This window comes from Achromobacter sp. 1014246743, from assembly GCF_059760725.1.
Genome location: NZ_JCBANA010000105.1, coordinates 1 through 17,352 on the forward strand (window position 1 = coordinate 1; position 17,352 = coordinate 17,352).

Annotated in this window: 17 protein-coding genes; 12 read left to right on the top strand and 5 right to left on the bottom strand. The window is 66.2% G+C overall.

All coding sequences use genetic code 11. The features are described 5' to 3' along the window. Nucleotides 1-72: 72 nt before the first annotated feature. Together AC6LJ2_RS28430 and AC6LJ2_RS28435 are read right to left on the bottom strand one after the other, a co-directional pair. Nucleotides 73-1,062, bottom strand: a complete 990-nt coding sequence (locus AC6LJ2_RS28430; protein ID WP_263913692.1) for a quinone oxidoreductase family protein — start codon at nt 1,060-1,062, stop codon at nt 73-75. Nucleotides 1,063-1,112: 50 nt separating this feature from the next. Then, a complete protein-coding gene (locus tag AC6LJ2_RS28435) occupies nt 1,113-2,093 on the bottom strand; it encodes a DMT family transporter (RefSeq protein ID WP_498152651.1) in 981 nt (326 codons plus the stop codon). Between the two features lie 85 nt (nt 2,094-2,178). Between AC6LJ2_RS28435 and AC6LJ2_RS28440 the strand changes: the two genes are divergently transcribed. The 5 genes from AC6LJ2_RS28440 to AC6LJ2_RS28460 all read left to right on the top strand — a co-directional run bounded on the left by AC6LJ2_RS28440 (nt 2,179) and on the right by AC6LJ2_RS28460 (nt 8,066). Continuing rightward, nucleotides 2,179-3,078, top strand: a complete 900-nt coding sequence (locus AC6LJ2_RS28440; RefSeq protein ID WP_498152652.1) for a DMT family transporter — start codon at nt 2,179-2,181, stop codon at nt 3,076-3,078. Nucleotides 3,079-3,109: 31 nt separating this feature from the next. Then, entirely contained in the window at nt 3,110-3,616 is a 507-nt protein-coding gene (locus AC6LJ2_RS28445; protein WP_263913689.1) for a MarR family winged helix-turn-helix transcriptional regulator, read from the top strand. A gap of 107 nt (nt 3,617-3,723) precedes the next feature. Next, a complete protein-coding gene (locus tag AC6LJ2_RS28450; protein ID WP_445658587.1) occupies nt 3,724-5,151 on the top strand; it encodes an efflux transporter outer membrane subunit in 1,428 nt (475 codons plus the stop codon). 20 nt (nt 5,152-5,171) lie between these two features. After that, on the top strand, nt 5,172-6,434 hold the full coding sequence (locus AC6LJ2_RS28455; RefSeq protein ID WP_263913687.1) for an HlyD family secretion protein: 1,263 nt from the start codon (nt 5,172-5,174) through the stop codon (nt 6,432-6,434). A 12-nt stretch (nt 6,435-6,446) separates the two neighbouring features. Then, nucleotides 6,447-8,066, top strand: coding sequence for a DHA2 family efflux MFS transporter permease subunit (locus AC6LJ2_RS28460; RefSeq protein ID WP_263913686.1), 1,620 nt, complete (start codon nt 6,447-6,449; stop codon nt 8,064-8,066). A 60-nt stretch (nt 8,067-8,126) separates the two neighbouring features. Here the strand turns inward: AC6LJ2_RS28460 and AC6LJ2_RS28465 are convergent, their stop codons facing one another. From AC6LJ2_RS28465 to AC6LJ2_RS28475, 3 genes are all read right to left on the bottom strand, one after another. Further along, on the bottom strand, nt 8,127-9,083 hold the full coding sequence (locus tag AC6LJ2_RS28465) for a WaaZ-like lipopolysaccharide core biosynthesis protein (protein WP_263913685.1): 957 nt from the start codon (nt 9,081-9,083) through the stop codon (nt 8,127-8,129). Between the two features lie 26 nt (nt 9,084-9,109). After that, nucleotides 9,110-10,177, bottom strand: a complete 1,068-nt coding sequence (locus tag AC6LJ2_RS28470; RefSeq protein ID WP_498152653.1) for a tartrate dehydrogenase — start codon at nt 10,175-10,177, stop codon at nt 9,110-9,112. Nucleotides 10,178-10,300: 123 nt separating this feature from the next. Beyond that, on the bottom strand, nt 10,301-11,830 hold the full coding sequence (locus AC6LJ2_RS28475; protein WP_263913683.1) for a helicase HerA-like domain-containing protein: 1,530 nt from the start codon (nt 11,828-11,830) through the stop codon (nt 10,301-10,303). A gap of 155 nt (nt 11,831-11,985) precedes the next feature. On the opposite strand from AC6LJ2_RS28475, the gene AC6LJ2_RS28480 reads away from it, so the two are divergent. The 7 genes from AC6LJ2_RS28480 (at nt 11,986) to AC6LJ2_RS28510 (ending at nt 17,307) form a co-directional block, all read left to right on the top strand. After that, on the top strand, nt 11,986-12,717 hold the full coding sequence (locus AC6LJ2_RS28480; RefSeq protein ID WP_263913682.1) for a YebC/PmpR family DNA-binding transcriptional regulator: 732 nt from the start codon (nt 11,986-11,988) through the stop codon (nt 12,715-12,717). Between the two features lie 140 nt (nt 12,718-12,857). After that, entirely contained in the window at nt 12,858-14,165 is a 1,308-nt protein-coding gene (gene purD, locus AC6LJ2_RS28485; protein WP_175192673.1) for a phosphoribosylamine--glycine ligase, read from the top strand. 12 nt (nt 14,166-14,177) lie between these two features. Continuing rightward, nucleotides 14,178-15,089 (top strand): oxygen-dependent coproporphyrinogen oxidase, encoded by a 912-nt coding sequence (hemF, locus tag AC6LJ2_RS28490; protein WP_263913681.1) that lies wholly within the window; start codon nt 14,178-14,180, stop codon nt 15,087-15,089. Continuing rightward, on the top strand, nt 15,086-15,673 hold the full coding sequence (gene nadD, locus AC6LJ2_RS28495) for a nicotinate (nicotinamide) nucleotide adenylyltransferase (RefSeq protein WP_263913680.1): 588 nt from the start codon (nt 15,086-15,088) through the stop codon (nt 15,671-15,673). Before hemF ends, nadD begins: the two co-directional genes overlap by 4 nt. Before the next feature lie 73 nt (nt 15,674-15,746). Continuing rightward, nucleotides 15,747-16,151, top strand: a complete 405-nt coding sequence (rsfS, locus tag AC6LJ2_RS28500) for a ribosome silencing factor (RefSeq protein ID WP_263913679.1) — start codon at nt 15,747-15,749, stop codon at nt 16,149-16,151. An 8-nt stretch (nt 16,152-16,159) separates the two neighbouring features. Then, nucleotides 16,160-16,630, top strand: a complete 471-nt coding sequence (gene rlmH / locus AC6LJ2_RS28505) for a 23S rRNA (pseudouridine(1915)-N(3))-methyltransferase RlmH (RefSeq protein WP_006387790.1) — start codon at nt 16,160-16,162, stop codon at nt 16,628-16,630. Nucleotides 16,631-16,686: 56 nt separating this feature from the next. Next, the gene (locus tag AC6LJ2_RS28510; protein ID WP_445658584.1) at nt 16,687-17,307 is read left to right on the top strand and encodes a Maf family protein; all 621 of its coding nucleotides are present in this window, start codon (nt 16,687-16,689) and stop codon (nt 17,305-17,307) included. The last annotated feature ends 45 nt before the right edge of the window (nt 17,308-17,352 follow it).

The window sequence follows — 17,352 nt, forward strand, 5'->3', positions numbered from 1 at the left end:
GCGCACGTCCAAGCAAACGGCGGAACGCGCAACGCGTTCCGCCGTCGGGGCCCTGCCGGACAAGCCGGAAACTCAGTCCAGCATCAGCACCGTGGCGCCGGTGGTCTTGCGCGAGGCCAGCGCGGTCTGGGCTTCACCGGCCTGTTCCAGGCTGTAGCGCTGATCAATACGGACCTTGATCTTCTTTTTCAGGACCAGGTCGAACAGTTCTTCAGAGGCCGCCTGCAGCTTTTCCAGCGTGTTGACGTGCACGCCCAGCGACGGACGCGTGACGTACAGGCTGCCCTTCTGGTTCAGCACCGCCAGGTTCACGCCCGCCACCGGACCGGATGCGTTGCCGAAGCTGACCATCAGGCCGCGCGGCTCGATGCAGTCCAGCGAGGTTTCCCAGGTGTCCTTGCCCACGCCGTCGTACACCACCGGCACCTTCTTGCCGCCGGTCAGTTCGAGCACGCGCTCGACCACGTTTTCGCGCGAGTAATCGATGGTTTCCCAGGCGCCATTGGCGCGGGCCAGTTCAGCCTTTTCGGGGCTGGACACGGTGCCGATCAGCTTCACGCCCAGGGCACGCGCCCATTGGCAGGCGATCAGGCCCACGCCCCCGGCGGCCGCGTGGAACAGGATGGTCTCACCGCCTTGCAGGCGGTAGGTCTGGCGGAACAGGTACTGCACGGTCAGGCCCTTGAGCATCAGCGCGGCGGCCTCGTCAAAGCCGATGCCCTTGGGCACCTTGACGACCTGGTTGGCGGGCACGTTGCGAGCCTTGGCGTAAGCGCCGATCGGGCTTTGGCCATAGGCCACGCGGTCGCCCTTTTTCAGGTGCTTGACGTCGGCGCCCACGGCGGTGACCACGCCCGCGCCCTCGAAGCCCAGGCCGTGCGGCAGCGGGTGGGGATACAAGCCCGTCCGGAAATAGATATCGATGAAATTCAGGCCGGCGGCATGCTGGTCGATGGTGACTTCATTGGCGGCGGGCGGCGGTACTTCGACTTCCACCAGTTTCAGGACTTCGGGACCGCCGTGCTGCTCGATACGGATTGCCTTGACGAGATTGCTGGCCATGCTGGCCTCCTTTCATTGAAATGTTGCGAATCAACCGAGAAAACCAGACTTCAGCGCGCGGGGGCCGAACCGCCCCGCGCGGCGGACGGTGGCTTGGCAGCCCCGCCCCCCATCAATACGAACACGCCGGCCAGGGCCAGCGCGGTGCCCGCCAACTGCCAGGCGGTAACGGGCTCATCCAGGAACCACGACGCCAGGAACAGCACCGACACCGGCCCGATCATGCCCAGCAGCGACGCGGTCGGGGCGCCGATCAGCGCCACTGCCCACATCAGCATGAACACGGGCGCCACCGTATTCAGGGTGGCGTGGATGATCGAATAACCGTAGACGCCCAGGGGCTGGACCAGCACGGATGCGGGATGCACCACGAAGAACTGCACGATGCAGGCCACGCAGGACACCAGCATGGCATACGCCACCAGTCGCGTCGGCCCGACGCGCTTGATCAGTTCGCCCGAGCAGATCAGGTACACAGAATAGCTGAGCGCCGAGCCGAAAACGAACAAAGACCCTGTCAGCACCGCGGCAGATCCGCCGAAGCTGAGATCATGCGCGAACACCAGCACCACGCCCGCGTAGGACAACCCCATGGCCAGCCACTGCCGGCGCTCGACCGGGCGCTTGAACCAGAACGCGGACAGCAGCACGACCAACGACGGCGACAGGAACAGGATGAGGCGCTCGAGGCTGGCGGTGATATAGCGCAGACCCAGGAAATCCAGGAAGCTGGACAGGTAATACCCCAGCAGCCCCAGCAGGCAGACCTGCAGGCGTTCCGTCCAGGTCATCACCACGATCTGGCCGCGGGCCGCCAGGCGCGACTGATGCCACGCCACCGCCGCGAAGAATGGCATGGCGAACAACATGCGGAATGCGATGAGGGTGACCGCGTCGATACCGTAGCGGTAGGTGAACTTGACGACGATGGCCTTGCCCGAAAACAGGACGGCGCCCAGGGCGGCCATGAAAAAGCCGGCCGCGCGGCTGGAGGGACGAGAGACCGGCAAAAGCCTGGCAATGCGATTCATGCGATGATTTTAGATTCAGTGCATGACCAAATGCACGCCCGGCCGCGCTTTTTTAGCCGCCTTCCGCCTTCGCCTTCCGCCTCGAATGACCCGACACCGCGCCCTGACCTATATCCATATCGCCGCCATCCTGTTCGGCCTGACCGGCGTTTTCGGCGAACTGATCCAGGCCAGCGCCGCGGTCATCACCCTGGGACGCGCCGTCTTCGCCGTGATCTCGCTGAGCCTGTTCGCGCGCATGCGCCGCCGCCCACTGCTCGGCGCCCTGACCCCGGCCCAGTTGTTCGTGCTGGTGGTGGCCGGCGCCCTGCTGGCGGCGCACTGGGTCACCTTCTTCATTTCGGTGAAAGTGGGCGGCATCGCCATCGCCACGCTGGGATTTGCCAGCTTCCCCGCCTTCATCACGCTGTTCGAAGGCCTGATCTTCCGCGAACGCGTGCGGCTCGCCGAATGGCTGTTGCTGGGCCTGGTCACGGCCGGCCTGGTGCTGGTCACGCCGTCGTTCGACCTGGCCGACCAGGGCACCATCGGCCTGGCCTGGGGCCTGTTGTCCGGCCTGACCTTCGCGCTGCTCGCCCTGAGCAACCGGCGTTCGGCATCCGGCATGGACCCGATGCAGGTGGCCTGCTGGCAGAACCTGATCGTGGCCCTGGTCATGTTGCCGTTCGCGGCCGGCCAATTGCCCGCGCTGCCCGCCCTGGACTGGTTCTGGCTGGCACTGCTGGGAGTGTTCTGCACCGGCCTGTCGCATTTCCTGTTCGTCTCCAGCCTGACCCGCCTGAATGCGCGCAGCGCCGGCCTGGTGATCGCGCTGGAACCGGTCTATGCCATCGCGTTCGCCTGGGTGCTGTTCAGTCAGCAACCCACCGTGCGCATGATGGCCGGTGCCGCGTTGATCGTGGCCGCCATCGTCTGGTCGGGGCTGCGCAAGGCGCCTGCCGCCCTCGAAAATGCGCCCGAAGGCGTCCCCAAACAGCAGCCTTGACAATTACTGACTAGGCAGTAAAATTCGCGACATGAATGCCTCGTCACGCCCTGATTCTTCCGAAAATCCGATTCATTACCGCGGGGACACCCGCTGCATGACAGAGGATAATGCCGGCTACCTGATCAAGCTGGTCGCGAACTCCCTGAACCGCATGCTGGATCAGGAAATGGCGCCGCTCGACCTGACGGCCATGCAATGGCGCCCCATCGCCATGCTGTACCTGGGTCGGGCCGACACGCCGGCCGAACTGGCCCGCCTGAACGGCATGGATACCGGCGCCATGACCCGCGCGCTCGACCGCCTCGAGGCCAAAGGCCTGCTGCGGCGGGCCCGCAGCCAGCAAGACCGGCGCGTCGTTAAGATTGAACTGACCGAACTCGGCGAAGAAAAGGCGCGCAACATTCCGCCCAACATCGCCCGTGTACTGAACCACCACCTGCGGGGATTTTCCACCGACGAGGTGGCGCAGTTGATGCACTTCATGCGCCGCATGATCGCCAACGGCTCCGCCTCCGGCGTCGCGCCCGAGCGCTGACGGCGCTCCCGCGAGCGCCTGCCGCCCCTGGCCACAGGGGCTTTATTTGACATAATATTTGCCTAGGCAAATACAGATTAATCAATTACTTTCAGCAGATTGTCAGGATGAAACGCCTTCTTTCTACCGCATTAGTGCTCGCCCTGAGCGGTTGCGCCCTGATGGAACCCGGGCCCACGCCCGTCGCGGCCCTGGACGAAGCCAAGCTGGGATTGACCGCCCAGGCCACCGCCTGGCCCGAAACACAGTGGTGGCAACGCTACGGCGACAGCCAGCTCAACACGCTGATGGACGAAGCGCTGGCCAACAGCCCGTCCATGACGGCTGCGCAGGCGCGCCTGGCCAAGGCCAATGCCGCAGTCAGCACGGCCCGAGCGCCCCTGCTGCCCCGGGTCGACGCCGACTACTCCCTGACCCGCGAACACCTGTCCAGCGACTATATCTATCCGGCGCCGCTGGGCGGATCCGTCGTCAGCGACAACCGGCTGGCGCTGGACTTCAGCTATGAGCTCGACTTCTGGGGCAAGAACCGATCGCGCCTGCAGGCCGCCGTGTCGCAACAAGCCGCCGCCGAAGCCGATGCCCAGGCCGCCCGCAACATGCTGGCCAGCGCCACCGTGCGCGCCTACCTGAACCTGCAGAATGCCTTTGCCCAGCGTGACGTCATCAAGCGCGTGCTGACCCAGCGCGAGGATGTGCTGTCCCTGACCCGCGGCCGCTACTCGGCGGGCCTGGATACCCAGGTCGAGGTCAAACAGGCGGAATCGTCCCTGGCCGCCGGCCGGGTCGAGCTGACCCAGAACGAAACCACCCTGGCGCAATTGCGCAACCAGGTCGCGGCGCTGGTGGGTGCCGGACCCCAGCGCGGCCAATCGCTGGTCGCCGTGGCGCTGACCGCCCCCGGCGGCGGCGTGCCGGCCAGCGTACCGCTGGATCTGCTCGGCCACCGCCCCGACGTGGTCGCCGCCCGCTGGCGCGCCGAAGCCGCGCGCCACCAGATCGACAGCGCCCGCGCCGAGTTCTACCCCAACGTCAACCTGGCAGCCTTCGTCGGCTTCCAGGCGCTGGGCACCGGCAACCTGTTGGGCGCCGCCAGCCGCACGGCCGGCATCGGCCCGGCCATCACCCTGCCGATCTTCCACGGCGGCGAACTGAACGCCAACCTGGCCGGCCGTCGCGCCGACGCGGATCTGGCGGTGTCTGACTACAACCAGACGGTGCTGGACGCCGTGCACCAGGTGGCCGACGCGCTGGATGGCCTGCGCCTGCTGGACCAGGAAAGAGCCCAGCAGCACCAGGCGCGCGAAGCCATCGAAGCCGCCTACGACCTGGCGGTCAACCGCTACAAGGCCGGCATGGGCAACTACCTGACCGTGCTGATCGCGCAGACCGGCGTGCTCACGCAAGCCCGCCTGGACACCGACCTGCGCATCCGCGCCTACCAGCTCGACGCCAACCTGGCCAACGCGCTGGGCGGCGGCTACGCCCCCGCGCCCGCTGCCCAGCCCGCGCCCGCCACGAACTCCACTCATTGAACGCTCCGGATTCAGACGTCATGAACGCAGCCACCACTCCCACGACCAATCCCGCCCGCAAACGCCTGCTGCTGATCGCCACGGGGGTCTTTATCGTCCTCGCGATCGCCTACGGCATCTGGTGGGCCCTGTTCGGCGCCCACTTCGAAAGCACCGACGACGCCTACGTGCACGGCAACCTGGTGCAGATCACGCCGCAAGTGCCCGGCACGGTCATCGCCATCGAAGCCGACGACACCGAAACCGTCGCCGCCGGCCAACCGCTGGTGCGCCTGGATCCGGCCGACACCGAAGTCGCGCTGCAGCAGGCTGAGGCCAAGCTGGCGCAGATGGTGCGCCAGGTCCGTACCTACTATGTGCAGAACGACGCACTGGCGGCCGATGTCGACCTGCGCAACGCCGACATCCTGCGTGCTCAGGCCGAACTGACCCGCGCCCAGAGCGACGTCAGCCGCCGCCAGCAACTGGCCAAGTCCGGCGGCGTCAGCGGCGAAGAGATCCTGCATGCCGAAGCCGCCCTGAAAACCGCCCAGTCCGGCCTGGCGCAAGCCCGTGCCGCACTGGCCGCCTCGCGCGCCAAGCTGGCCACCAACCAGGCCCTGACCCAAGGGACGACCGTGGCGGACCACCCCGACGTGCGCCAGGCCGTCGCCGGCCTGCGCAACGCGTGGCTGGCGCAATCGCGCACCGTGCTGCCCGCCCCCGTCGGCGGCGTCATCGCCCGCCGCAGTGTGCAGGTAGGCCAGCGCGTGGCCCCGGGCGCCGCGCTCATGACCGTCGTGCCGCTGGACCAGGTCTGGGTCGAAGCCAACTTCAAGGAAGGCCAGCTGCGCAAGATGCGCATCGGCCAGCCCGTCAAGATGGTGGCCGACCTGTACGGCAGCTCGGTCACGTATCACGGCACCATCGCCGGCCTGGATGCCGGCACCGGCAGCGCCTTTGCCCTGCTGCCTGCGCAGAACGCCACCGGCAACTGGATCAAGGTGGTGCAGCGCGTACCGGTGCGCATTGCGCTCAATCCTGACGATCTGAAGGCCCATCCGCTGCGCGTCGGCCTGTCCATGGACGTGGAAGTCGACGTCGGCAAGCAGGAAGGCGAGCCGCTGACCGCGGCCGCCCGCAAGGAACCGGCCTGGTCGACCCGCGCGTTCGAACCGGCGCATGACGAGGTGGACGCGATGATCAGCAACATCATCCAGGCCAACCTTGCCTCCGACGAATTCACCCCGCAGGCGGCCCCGTCGCCCGCCACCAAAGAAGGCTCGGCGCGCGGCGCCAAGTAAGGAAGCGCTCCCATGAGCACCCCCGCACAGCCCGCGGCCGGCGGCGCCCCCGCCGAGCCGACCGTACTCCCGCCCGGCACCTACCCGCCACTGGAAGGCGCGACCCGCATCATCGGATCGATCGCGCTGTCCACGGCGGTGTTCATGAACGTGCTGGACACCTCGATCGCCAACGTCTCCATCCCGACGATTTCCGGTGACCTGGGCGTCAGCTCCAGCCAGGGCACCTGGGTCATCACCTCGTTCGCCGTGGCCAATGCCATCACGGTGCCGCTGACCGGCTGGCTGACCCAGCGCTTCGGCCAGGTACGGTTGTTCCTGATTTCGACGCTGCTGTTCGTGCTGGCGTCGTGGCTGTGCGGCTTTTCGCCTTCGCTCGAAGCGCTGATCGCCTTCCGCGTGCTGCAAGGCGCCGTGGCCGGCCCGATGATCCCGCTGTCGCAAACGCTGATGCTGGCCAGCTTCCCGAAATCCAAGGCGGGCATGGCGCTGGCGGTCTGGTCCATGACCACCCTGGTCGCCCCCGTGGCCGGGCCCTTGCTGGGCGGCTGGATTTCCGACAACTACACCTGGCCCTGGATCTTCTACATCAACGTTCCGGTGGGCCTGCTGGCCGCCTGGATCAGCTGGCGCATCTACGGCAACCGCGAATCACTGACCCGCAAGCTGCCCATCGACAAGCTCGGCCTGGTACTGTTGGTGGTCTGGGTGGGTTCGCTGCAGATCATGCTGGACAAGGGCAAGGAACTGGACTGGTTCGCCAGCCCCACCATCATCGCGCTGGCGGCCATCGCCTTCGTGGCCTTCGTGTTTTTCCTGATCTGGGAACTGACCGACGCGCACCCGGTGGTGGACCTGCGCCTGTTCAAGATCCGCAACTTCACCGTGGGCGCCGTCACCCTGGCAGTCGCCTATGGCGTGTTCTTCGGCAACGTGGTGCTGCTGCCGCTCTGGCTGCAAAGCTACATGGGCTACACCGCCACGTACGCAGGCCTGGTGACGGCCCCGGTGGGCCTTCTGGCAATCCTGCTGACGCCCATGGTGGGCAAGATGCTGGCCACGCGCGACCCGCGCCAGATCGTCACGGCCGCGTTCATGATCTTCGCGCTGGTCTGCTTCATGCGGTCGGGCTTCAACACCCAGACCGACGTGCGCACGCTGATGATCCCGACGATCATCCAGGGCGCAGCCATGGCGGCGTTTTTCGTGCCGCTGACCTCGATCACGCTGTCCAGCATCGAACCGTGGCGCATTCCGGCGGCCTCGGGCCTGTCGAACTTCCTGCGGCTGACCGCAGGCGCGTTCGGCACTTCGATCGCCACCACGCTCTGGGAAAACCGCGCGACCCTGCACCACTCCCAGTTGACCGAAGCCGCCAAGCCCGGCCAACAGGCGTTCGACCAGACCTTGAACGCACTGCAGAACGGCGTGGGCATGTCGCACGAACAGGCCCTGACCACGGTAGACCGCATGATCAACGCCCAGGCGTTCACCATGTCGGCGGTCGATGTGTTCTATGCGTCGGCGGTCATTTTCCTGATGCTGATCGGCTTGGTCTGGTTCGCCAAGCCGCGCTCCGCGAAGGCCGGTGGCGGCGGTGGCGCGGCCGAGGCGGCGGCAGGCGCCCACTGATCACGACGGGGCATCCTGCAACGCAAAGGGCCTGGCAAGAAATTGCCAGGCCCTTTGTTTTCAGTTGTTCAACAACGCTTGCCAGTTTTGCCGTTCGATCACATCCGGCGGTATCGCACTGACGGGTGACAGATTGATTACCGACACGCCTCGGCCACGCCATTGCTGGGCGGCAAACCGGAACGACGGCTCGATGAGACGGGCGAAATTGCGCGCCAGGCGACTGGTCTGCGGCGTCGCCCCTTCATCGTAGAAACGCATGCCATGCTGCAGCGTCAGGTCCAGCCCATGCAGGTACACCTTGCGTGCGCCGCCTGAAATCATTACCTGCAGCGCCACATAGGCCACCGTATCGGCATCGAACACGCCCAGAGAGGCATTGAAGCTGTAGCCCAGCCCCTGCTTGGCGTCCAGCAACTGCAGGTCGGGCGACGCCGCCACCATGCGCTTGAGCACGGCGGGTGCCGCGCTACGCTGGTAGGCGCGTTCGGAGATCAGCTCGATGATGCAGATACGGCAGCGTATGAACTCCTGCGGAATCCCTTGCATGATGTAGCGCAGCACTTCGGGCAACACGTACAAGGTGAGATCACAGGCGACGATCTCGCGCACCAGGTCGATACGGTCGCGAACGAAGTTCTGGTCGATGATGCAGTAATACTTGAATGGCAGATCGAACTTGCGGGCAAGCGCGATCGAGCCATTCACCCCCATCGCCGCCCGGATCTTCAGGCGGTCATAGGGAATGTCGGCGACCGAGGGGCCGCTCAGGATCAGGTGCATCTCGTCGTCGGCCGGGTCGTAGCCCTGCTCGAGCGGCGTGATCGGCAGCGACCGGCCAAAGGCACGGAAACCGCAGATCACCCCGGCCGGATTGCGCCAGATGCGGACGAAGGGCCACAGGTGCTGGTTGTGGCGCTGCGTGCGCGACCGCATCATGCGGAACAGCTTGCGAGCGAAACGGTCGGCACGGCTGCCACCCACCTGAGTGGAGGTAGAAGCAATGGAATCGACCATGTCCTCGGCCCCCTGGAAATGCACGACTAGCCCGCCGCGATCAGCGACGCAATGGCATCGCCGACTTCAGCGGTGGAAGCGGTGCCCTTCATGTCGCGCGTGCGCGGGCCATCGGCCAACACGGTTTCAATGGCGCGAACCACGGCCGCCGAGGCCTCGGGGTGGCCCAGGAAGTCCAGCATCAGCGCGCCGCTCCAGATCTGGCCGATCGGGTTGGCGATGCCTTTGCCGTAGATGTCGGGTGCGGAGCCATGCACGGGTTCAAAAAGGGACGGGAACTTGCGTTCGGGGTTCAGGTTGGCCGACGGCGCGATGCCGATCGTACCCGTGCAAGCCGGGCCGAGATCGGAAAGGATGTCGCCGAAAAGATTGGAGGCCACGACCACATCGAACCAATCGGGGTGCTGCACGAAATGCGCGCACAGGATGTCGATATGGTATTTGTCCCAGCGCACATCCGGATAGTTCCCGGCGATGTCGGCCACCCGCTGGTCCCACCAGGGCATCGAAATGGAAATGCCGTTGGACTTGGTGGCCGCCGTCAGGTGCTTGCCCCGTTTTTGCGCCAGTTCGAATGCGAACTTCAGCACGCGGTCTGCACCCACACGGGTAAATACGCTTTCCTGGATGACCACTTCGCGCTCGGTTCCGCCAAACAGGATGCCGCCGCTATTGGAATATTCACCTTCGGTATTTTCACGAACGATGAAAAAATCGATTTCGCCGGGCTTGCGGTCAGCCAGCGGCGACGGCACCCCGGGCATCAGGCGCACCGGACGCAGATTGATGTATTGATCGAATTCGCGGCGAAACTTGAACAGCGACCCCCACAGCGCCTCGTGGTCGGGCACGGTAGCGGGCCAACCGATGGCCCCGAAGAAAATCGCTTCGTGCTGACCGATCTGTTGCTGCCAGTCGTCCGGCATCATCTTGCCGTGCTTGGCGTAATAATCGCAGCTCCAGTCGAAGTGGTCCCACTGGAAATCGATGCCGAAGCGCGAGGCGACGGCTTCGAGCACCTTCAGGCCTTCCGGCACGACCTCCTTGCCAATACCGTCTCCTGGAAGCACCGCAATCTTGTGTTTCTTCGCCACCGCTCTGTCCTTTCGAATCCTGGGTTATACCGCCCAGAATCATAGGCATAAATGGCGTCAACGCAATACCCCCAGTTACAAAAGTTGGGGGTATTCGCGTGTTCCAGAGATGGAATACAGAATTCAGCGACGGGTTTTGGATCCCAGCAAGGAACCGAGGATGCCGCGTGCCAATTCTCTTGCGATGGAACGCGCCGTGCTCTTGGCCACCGACTGCACCACGCCGTCGCGCTTGCCGCCACGCGGCCCCGTCGAACCGAACAGGACGTCATTCAGGCCATCCATGAAGCCGCCGCCCTTCTCTTCAGGGGCGGGAGCGGGCGACGGCCCGCCCGCGGTCGGCACCGGCGCAGCCGAATCCTGCCTGGCCGGCACCGAGGCGCGGCCGGCCAGCACCTCGTAGGCGGAGGCTCGGTCGATGGCCTGGCCGTACTTCGTGGTCATCGGGCTGGCCTGGCGCAGGGCCTGGCGTTCCGCGTCGGTCGCGGGGCCGATGCGGCTGGCGGGCGGCACGATCCAGGCGCGCTCGGTCGGCATGGGACGGCCCTTGACGTCCAGCAGCGACACCAAGGCCTCGCCCACGCCCAACTCGGTAATGGCCGCCTCGATGTCCAGGCCCGGATTGGGCCGCATCGTCTGCGCGGCGGTCTTGACGGCTTTCTGGTCACGCGGGGTAAACGCGCGCAGGGCGTGCTGTACCCGATTGCCCAATTGGCCCAGCACGGTATCCGGAATGTCCAGCGGATTCTGCGTCACGAAGTAGACGCCCACCCCCTTGGAACGCACCAGCCGCACCACCTGTTCGATCTTGTTCAGCAACGCCGGCGGCGCATCGTTGAACAACAGATGCGCCTCGTCGAAGAAAAACACCAGCTTGGGTTGTTCCATGTCGCCCACTTCGGGCAGCTTTTCATACAGGTCGGCCAGGAGCCATAGCAGGAAAATCGCATACAGCCGCGGCGCCTGCATCAGTTTGTCGGCGGCCAGCACGTTGACGATCCCGCGCCCCTGGGCATCGGTGCGCATCAGGTCGGCCACGTCCAGCATGGGTTCGCCGAAGAATTTCTCGGCGCCCTGGGACTCCAGCGCCAGCAGGCCGCGCTGGATCGCGCCCACGCTGGCCGAAGACACATTGCCGTAGCGGGTCTTGAGGTCGGCGGCGCGGTCGGCCACGTTCTGCAGCATCGCCCGCAGGTCTTTCAGGTCCAGCAGCAGTTGGCCTTCGTCGTCAGCCACCTTGAAAACCAGGGTCAGCACCCCTTCCTGGGTGTCGTTCAGTTCGAGGATGCGCGACAGCAGCAGCGGCCCCATATCGGTGATGGTGGCCCGCACGGGCACGCCCTGCTCGCCGAAGACGTCCCACAGCGCGACCGGGCTGGCGCCCCAGGCCGGCTCGGCAAGGCCCAGGCTTTTCAGGCGTTCCTGCAGCTTGGGGCTGGCTGTCCCCGGCTGCGAAATACCCGTCAGGTCGCCCTTGACGTCGGCCATGAAGACCGGGGTGCCGATGCGGGAAAAGGATTCGGCCAGCACCTGCAGGGTGACCGTCTTGCCGGTACCGGTGGCCCCGGTGATGCAGCCGTGCCGGTTGGCCAGGGCAGGCAGCAGCGCCAACTCGGTCTGCGCATTCTTGGCGATGACGATGGGGTCGGGCATGGGCAACTCTCCGGGCCGGGGGTATCAGATGCCCAAGTGTAGAGCCTGCCGTGGCGCTTGTGCGTGGCAATATGGACACAGGCGACAGGGTCCCGGGCGCGCAGGCCGCCGGCACGGTAAAATGCCGTTTTTGCAGACAATTTATCTGGGAAGCCATGGCCGGACACAGCAAATGGGCCAATATTCAGCACCGCAAAGGCCGCCAAGACGCCAAACGCGGAAAGCTCTGGACCAAGATCATTCGTGAAATCACCGTGGCGGCGCGCGCCGGCGGCCCCGACCCGGACAGCAATCCGCGCTTGCGCATGGCCTGGGACAAGGCCACCGACGCCAACATGCCCAAGGACAACATCCAGCGCGCCATCCAGCGCGGGGCGGGCGGCGCCGACGGCGACGCCTACGAAGAAGTGCGCTATGAAGGCTACGGCATCGGCGGCGCGGCCGTCATTGTCGACTGCATGACCGATAACCGCACCCGCACCGTGGCCGAAGTGCGCCACGCCTTCGCCAAGAATGGCGGCAACCTGGGCCAGGAAGGCTCGGTGGCCTTCATGTTCAAGCACTGCGGCCAATTCGTTTTCGCGCCCGGCACCCCTGAAGACAAAGTCATGGAAGCCGCCCTCGAAGCCGGCGCCGAAGACGTCACGACCGACGAAGAAGGCGTGATCGAAGTCGTCTGCGCGCCGCCCGACTACGCCGCCGTGCGCAGCGCCTTCGACGCCGCGGGCCTGAAGGCCGAAGTCGACGGCATCGTCATGAAGGCGTTGAACGAAACCGAGCTGGCCGGCGAAGACGCCATCAAGATGCAGAAACTGCTCGACGCCCTGGAAGCCCTGGACGACGTGCAGGAAGTCTATACCACCGTCATTTTCGACGAAGCGCAGTAATTCCATGACCCAGGCGTTGTGAAGGCACCCGCCTTCCCGGCGCCACGCTGTCACCGGACCCGGGCCCGCCCGGGTCCGTGGCCTATTTCTCGGGCAGGTGTCCCGCGACACTCGACTGGCAACCTTAAGACTCACGCAACATGAAACTCCTGGTAATTGGCTCTGGCGGCCGCGAACATGCCCTGGCCTGGCGACTGGCCCGCTCCCCGCGCGTACACAAGGTGTACGTCGCCCCGGGCAACGGCGGCACGCAACGGGCCGAGCAAATGGAGAACATCCCGTTCACCAATGCCGAAGAACTGGCTGATTTCGTCCAGCGCGAAGGCATCGCCCTGACGGTCGTGGGCCCCGAAGCCCCGCTGGCCGCCGGTGTCGTGGACGTCTTCCGCGCCCGCGGCCTGAAAATCTTCGGCCCGACCAAGGCCGCCGCGCAACTGGAAAGCTCCAAGGACTACGCCAAGGCCTTCATGGTCCGGCACAACATCCCCACCGCGCGCTACGAGACCTTCACCGACCCGGCCCTGGCCCACGCCTATATCGACCAGGAAGGCGCCCCCATCGTCATCAAGGCCGACGGCCTGGCCGCCGGCAAGGGCGTCGTCGTCGCCGCCACCCTCGAAGAAGCGCATGCCGCCGTCGACGCGATGCTGGGCGACGGCTCCATGGGCGCCGCCGGCGCGCGAGTCGTCATCGAAGAATGCCTGGTGGGCGAAGAAGCCAGCTTCATCGTCATGTGCGACGGCCGCAACGTGCTGGCGCTGGCCACCAGCCAGGACCACAAGCGCCTGCAGGATGGCGACCAGGGCCCCAATACCGGCGGCATGGGCGCCTATTCGCCCGCCCCTATCGTCACGCCCGAACTGCACCACCGCATCATGCGCGAAATCATCCTGCCGACCGTGCAGGGCATGACGCGCGACGGCATTCCGTACACGGGCTTCCTGTACGCCGGCCTGATGATCGCCCCCGGCGATGATCCCGACCGCGACATCAAGACGCTGGAATTCAACTGCCGCATGGGCGACCCCGAAACCCAGCCCATCATGATGCGCGTCAAGAGCGACCTGCTCGACGTGCTCGAGCACGCCGTGGACGGCACGCTGGATCGCGCCGACATCACCTGGGACCGCCGCACGGCCCTGGGCGTGGTGCTGGCCTCGCACAACTACCCCAACACCCCGCGCACGGGCGACGTCATCCGCGGCCTGCCCGCCGACGCCGACGACTGCATGGTGTTCCATGCCGCCACCGAACTGGACGGCGAAGACACCAAGACCACCGGCGGCCGCGTGCTGTGCGTCACCGCGCTGGGCGATTCGGTCAAGATGGCGCGAGACCGCGTGTACGAAGCCATCGACGGCATCCACTTCGACGGCCGCCAGTACCGCAGCGACATCGGCTGGCGCGCGCTGAAGCCCTCGCAGCAAAAGCCCAAGTCCAACGCGTAACCGGAAGCGCCGATGAACGCACTGCCCGTCGCCACGGTCCGCGACTACCTTACCGGCCTGCAGTCCCGCATCGTCGCCGCCCTTGAGGCCGCGGAAGGCAGCGCCTTCCGCGCCGACGAATGGACGCGGCCCGAAGGCGGTGGCGGCCTGTCGCGGCTGCTCGAAGGCGGCGCGCTGTTCGAACGCGCGGGCGTGCTGTTCAGCCACGTCAAGGGCACCAAGCTGCCGCCGTCGGCCAGCGCGCATCGCCCCGAACTGGCCGGGCGCAGCTGGGAAGCCATGGGCGTGTCCATGGTGCTGCATCCGCGCAATCCGTACGTGCCCACCACGCACATGAACGTGCGCATGTTCGTGGCCGCGGCCCGCCCCGGCCACGACGAAGCCGACGTATTCTGGTTCGGCGGCGGGATCGACCTCACGCCCTACTACCCGTTCGAAGAAGACGCCCGCCATTTCCATACGGTCTGCCACGACGCCCTGGCCAGCCACGGCGCCGACTACTACCCTCGCTACAAGCGCTGGTGCGACGAATACTTCTTCCTGAAGCACCGCAACGAAACCCGCGGCATTGGCGGCATTTTCTTCGACGACCTGAACGCCCCGGGATTCGATGCGTCCTTCGCCCTGACTCGTTCGGTCGGCGACGCCTTCCTGGCCAGCTACCTGCCGATCGTCGAGCGCCGCCGCGATATCCCCTACGGCGAACGCGAACGCGACTTCCAGGCCTACCGGCGTGGCCGCTATGTCGAATTCAACCTGGTCTTCGACCGGGGCACCCTGTTCGGGCTGCAATCCGGCGGCCGCACCGAATCGATCCTGCTGTCCATGCCGCCCCTGGCACAGTGGCGCTACGACTGGCAACCGGAAGCCGGTACCCCGGAAGCCGAACTGGCCCCCTACCTGACGCCGCGAGACTGGGTGTGAAGCGTATCGGACTCCTGGGCGGCAGCTTCGATCCCGTCCACGTCGCGCACATCGCATTGGCCGAAAACGCCTTGCGCGCGCTCGGCCTGGCCCAGGTGCAGCTCATCCCCGCGGCCAATCCGTGGCAACGAGCCGCCCTGCACGCCACCGAGTCGCAGCGTCGCGACATGCTCGAACTGGCCATCGCCGGCCACGACGGGCTGGTGGTCAACCCCATCGAGCTCGAACGCGGCGGCGCCACCTATACCATCGACACCCTGCGGGCGCTGCCCGGCGACGCTCGTTACGTCTGGCTGCTGGGCGCCGATCAATTGGCCAATTTCTGCACCTGGCGCGACTGGCAGGAAATCTCCCGTCTGGTGGATCTGGCCGTGGCGACCCGCCCCGGCACGCCGCTTGCGCCCCCCGCCGAACTGGCCGCCTGGCTGGACAGCCTGGGCCGCAAGCTCGAAGAACTGCCTTTTGCCCCGATGCCGGTATCGGCCTCGCAGATCCGTCAGCGCCTGGCGCTGGGCGAATCCACCGACGGCCTGCTGGCCAGTCCCGTGGCCGCGTATATTGCGGCGCACCATCTTTACCGATAAACCCACACCCGCCTGGGCGCGCAGCGCCACGGAACCGGCACCTGCTGTCCGTGCGCGGGTTATATTTGCAGCTATGGATATACAGAAACTCCAACGCGCCGTCATCGACGCCCTCGAAGACGTCAAGGCGCAAGACATCAAGGTCTTCAACACCACGCATCTGACCAGCCTGTTCGATCGCGTCGTGATTGCAAGCGCCACCTCGAATCGCCAGACCCGGGCGCTGGCCTCCAGCGTGGCGGATCGCGGCCGTGCCCTCGACCTGACCGGCATCACGATCGAAGGCGAAGACACCGGCGAATGGGTCGTCGTCGACCTGGGCGACCTCGTGGTCCACATCATGCAGCCCGTCATCCGCCAGTACTACAACCTGGAAGAAATCTGGGGCGGCAAGCCGGTACGCGTCAAACTGCTGCCCGAATCCACCCGGGCTGCGCCGATCGTCAGCGACGGCGCCTACGACGACGCCGATCAGTAAGGCGCGGCGTGAAACTGATCGTCGCCGCCGTGGGCACGCGCATGCCGGACTGGGTGCAGACCGCCTGGGACGACTACGCCAAGCGCCTGCCGCCCGACTGCGCGCTGGAACTGCGCGAAATCAAGCCCGAACCGCGCACCACCGGCAAGACGCCCGCCCAGATGATGGCCGCCGAAGCCAAGCGCATCGAAGCCGCCTTGCCCGCTGGCGCGCTGCGCCTGGCGCTGGACGAACGCGGACGCGACCTGACCACCATGGCCCTGTCGCAAAAGCTCGAACAATGGCGAGCGGGCGGCCAGGACGTGGCTTTCCTGGTCGGCGGTCCCGATGGCCTGGATGCCGACCTCAAGGCCTCGTGCAGCGGCCAGTTGCGCCTGTCGTCCCTGACCCTGCCGCATCCCATGGTGCGCGTGGTGCTGGCTGAACAGCTCTATCGCGCCTGGGCCATCATGACCAACCACCCCTATCACCGCGCCTGATCCGCGCCCGGCTCCCAGCCAGGCGCGTGGCCGGCGCGCCCAGCCGCCGCCCTCGTATGACCGAACCCGCTCCCGCCCTGCCCCCACGCCTCTATCTTGCTTCCGCCAGCCCGCGGCGGCGCGAACTGCTGACGCAGATCGGCCTGGCCCACGAGGTCTTGCGCGTACCCGCCCCGCCCGGCGAAGACGAACCGCAGCATGCTGGCGAAAGCGCTGCCGACTACGTCCAGCGCACCGCCCGCGACAAGGCCCTGCGCGGCCGCGACTGGATGCGCGACCAGGCCCTGCCCGTCCTGCCGCTCCTGGCCGCCGACACCACCGTGATCCTTGACGGCCACGTGCTGGGCAAGCCCGTTGACCGCGACGACGCCATTCGTATTCTTGGCGCCTTGTCCGGCAGCACGCACCAGGTGCATACCGCCGTCGCCCTCTGGACGGGCGATCGCCTGCTCGAAGCGGTGTCCATCACCCATGTCTGGATGCGCGCGCTGACAGCGGACGAAATCGGCCGCTACTGCGACAGCGGCGAACCCTTCGGCAAGGCCGGCGCCTATGGCATCCAGGGCCTGGCCGGCACCTTCATCTCGCGCATCGACGGCAGCTACACGGGCGTTATGGGCCTGCCGCTGTTCGAAACCGCCAATCTGTTGCGCAGCGCCGCGATCCAGATTCCCTGACGCGTGGCAGCATGATAAAAGGCCCCCAAGCCTGTCGGCTTGGGG

What these genes read in the sequence shown, in the direction of transcription:
- AC6LJ2_RS28460 (WP_263913686.1), top strand. Translation starts at nt 6,447, where the DNA reads ATGAGCACCCCCGCACAGCCCGCGGCCGGCGGCGCCCCCGCCGAGCCG.
- AC6LJ2_RS28430 (WP_263913692.1), bottom strand. Translation starts at nt 1,062, where the DNA reads ATGGCCAGCAATCTCGTCAAGGCAATCCGTATCGAGCAGCACGGCGGT.
- purD (WP_175192673.1), top strand. Translation starts at nt 12,858, where the DNA reads ATGAAACTCCTGGTAATTGGCTCTGGCGGCCGCGAACATGCCCTGGCC.
- rsfS (WP_263913679.1), top strand. Translation starts at nt 15,747, where the DNA reads ATGGATATACAGAAACTCCAACGCGCCGTCATCGACGCCCTCGAAGAC.
- AC6LJ2_RS28455 (WP_263913687.1), top strand. Translation starts at nt 5,172, where the DNA reads ATGAACGCAGCCACCACTCCCACGACCAATCCCGCCCGCAAACGCCTG.
- AC6LJ2_RS28480 (WP_263913682.1), top strand. Translation starts at nt 11,986, where the DNA reads ATGGCCGGACACAGCAAATGGGCCAATATTCAGCACCGCAAAGGCCGC.
- AC6LJ2_RS28445 (WP_263913689.1), top strand. Translation starts at nt 3,110, where the DNA reads ATGAATGCCTCGTCACGCCCTGATTCTTCCGAAAATCCGATTCATTAC.
- AC6LJ2_RS28435 (WP_498152651.1), bottom strand. Translation starts at nt 2,093, where the DNA reads ATGAATCGCATTGCCAGGCTTTTGCCGGTCTCTCGTCCCTCCAGCCGC.
- hemF (WP_263913681.1), top strand. Translation starts at nt 14,178, where the DNA reads ATGAACGCACTGCCCGTCGCCACGGTCCGCGACTACCTTACCGGCCTG.
- AC6LJ2_RS28465 (WP_263913685.1), bottom strand. Translation starts at nt 9,083, where the DNA reads ATGGTCGATTCCATTGCTTCTACCTCCACTCAGGTGGGTGGCAGCCGT.
- AC6LJ2_RS28450 (WP_445658587.1), top strand. Translation starts at nt 3,724, where the DNA reads ATGAAACGCCTTCTTTCTACCGCATTAGTGCTCGCCCTGAGCGGTTGC.
- AC6LJ2_RS28475 (WP_263913683.1), bottom strand. Translation starts at nt 11,830, where the DNA reads ATGCCCGACCCCATCGTCATCGCCAAGAATGCGCAGACCGAGTTGGCG.
- AC6LJ2_RS28510 (WP_445658584.1), top strand. Translation starts at nt 16,687, where the DNA reads ATGACCGAACCCGCTCCCGCCCTGCCCCCACGCCTCTATCTTGCTTCC.
- AC6LJ2_RS28440 (WP_498152652.1), top strand. Translation starts at nt 2,179, where the DNA reads ATGACCCGACACCGCGCCCTGACCTATATCCATATCGCCGCCATCCTG.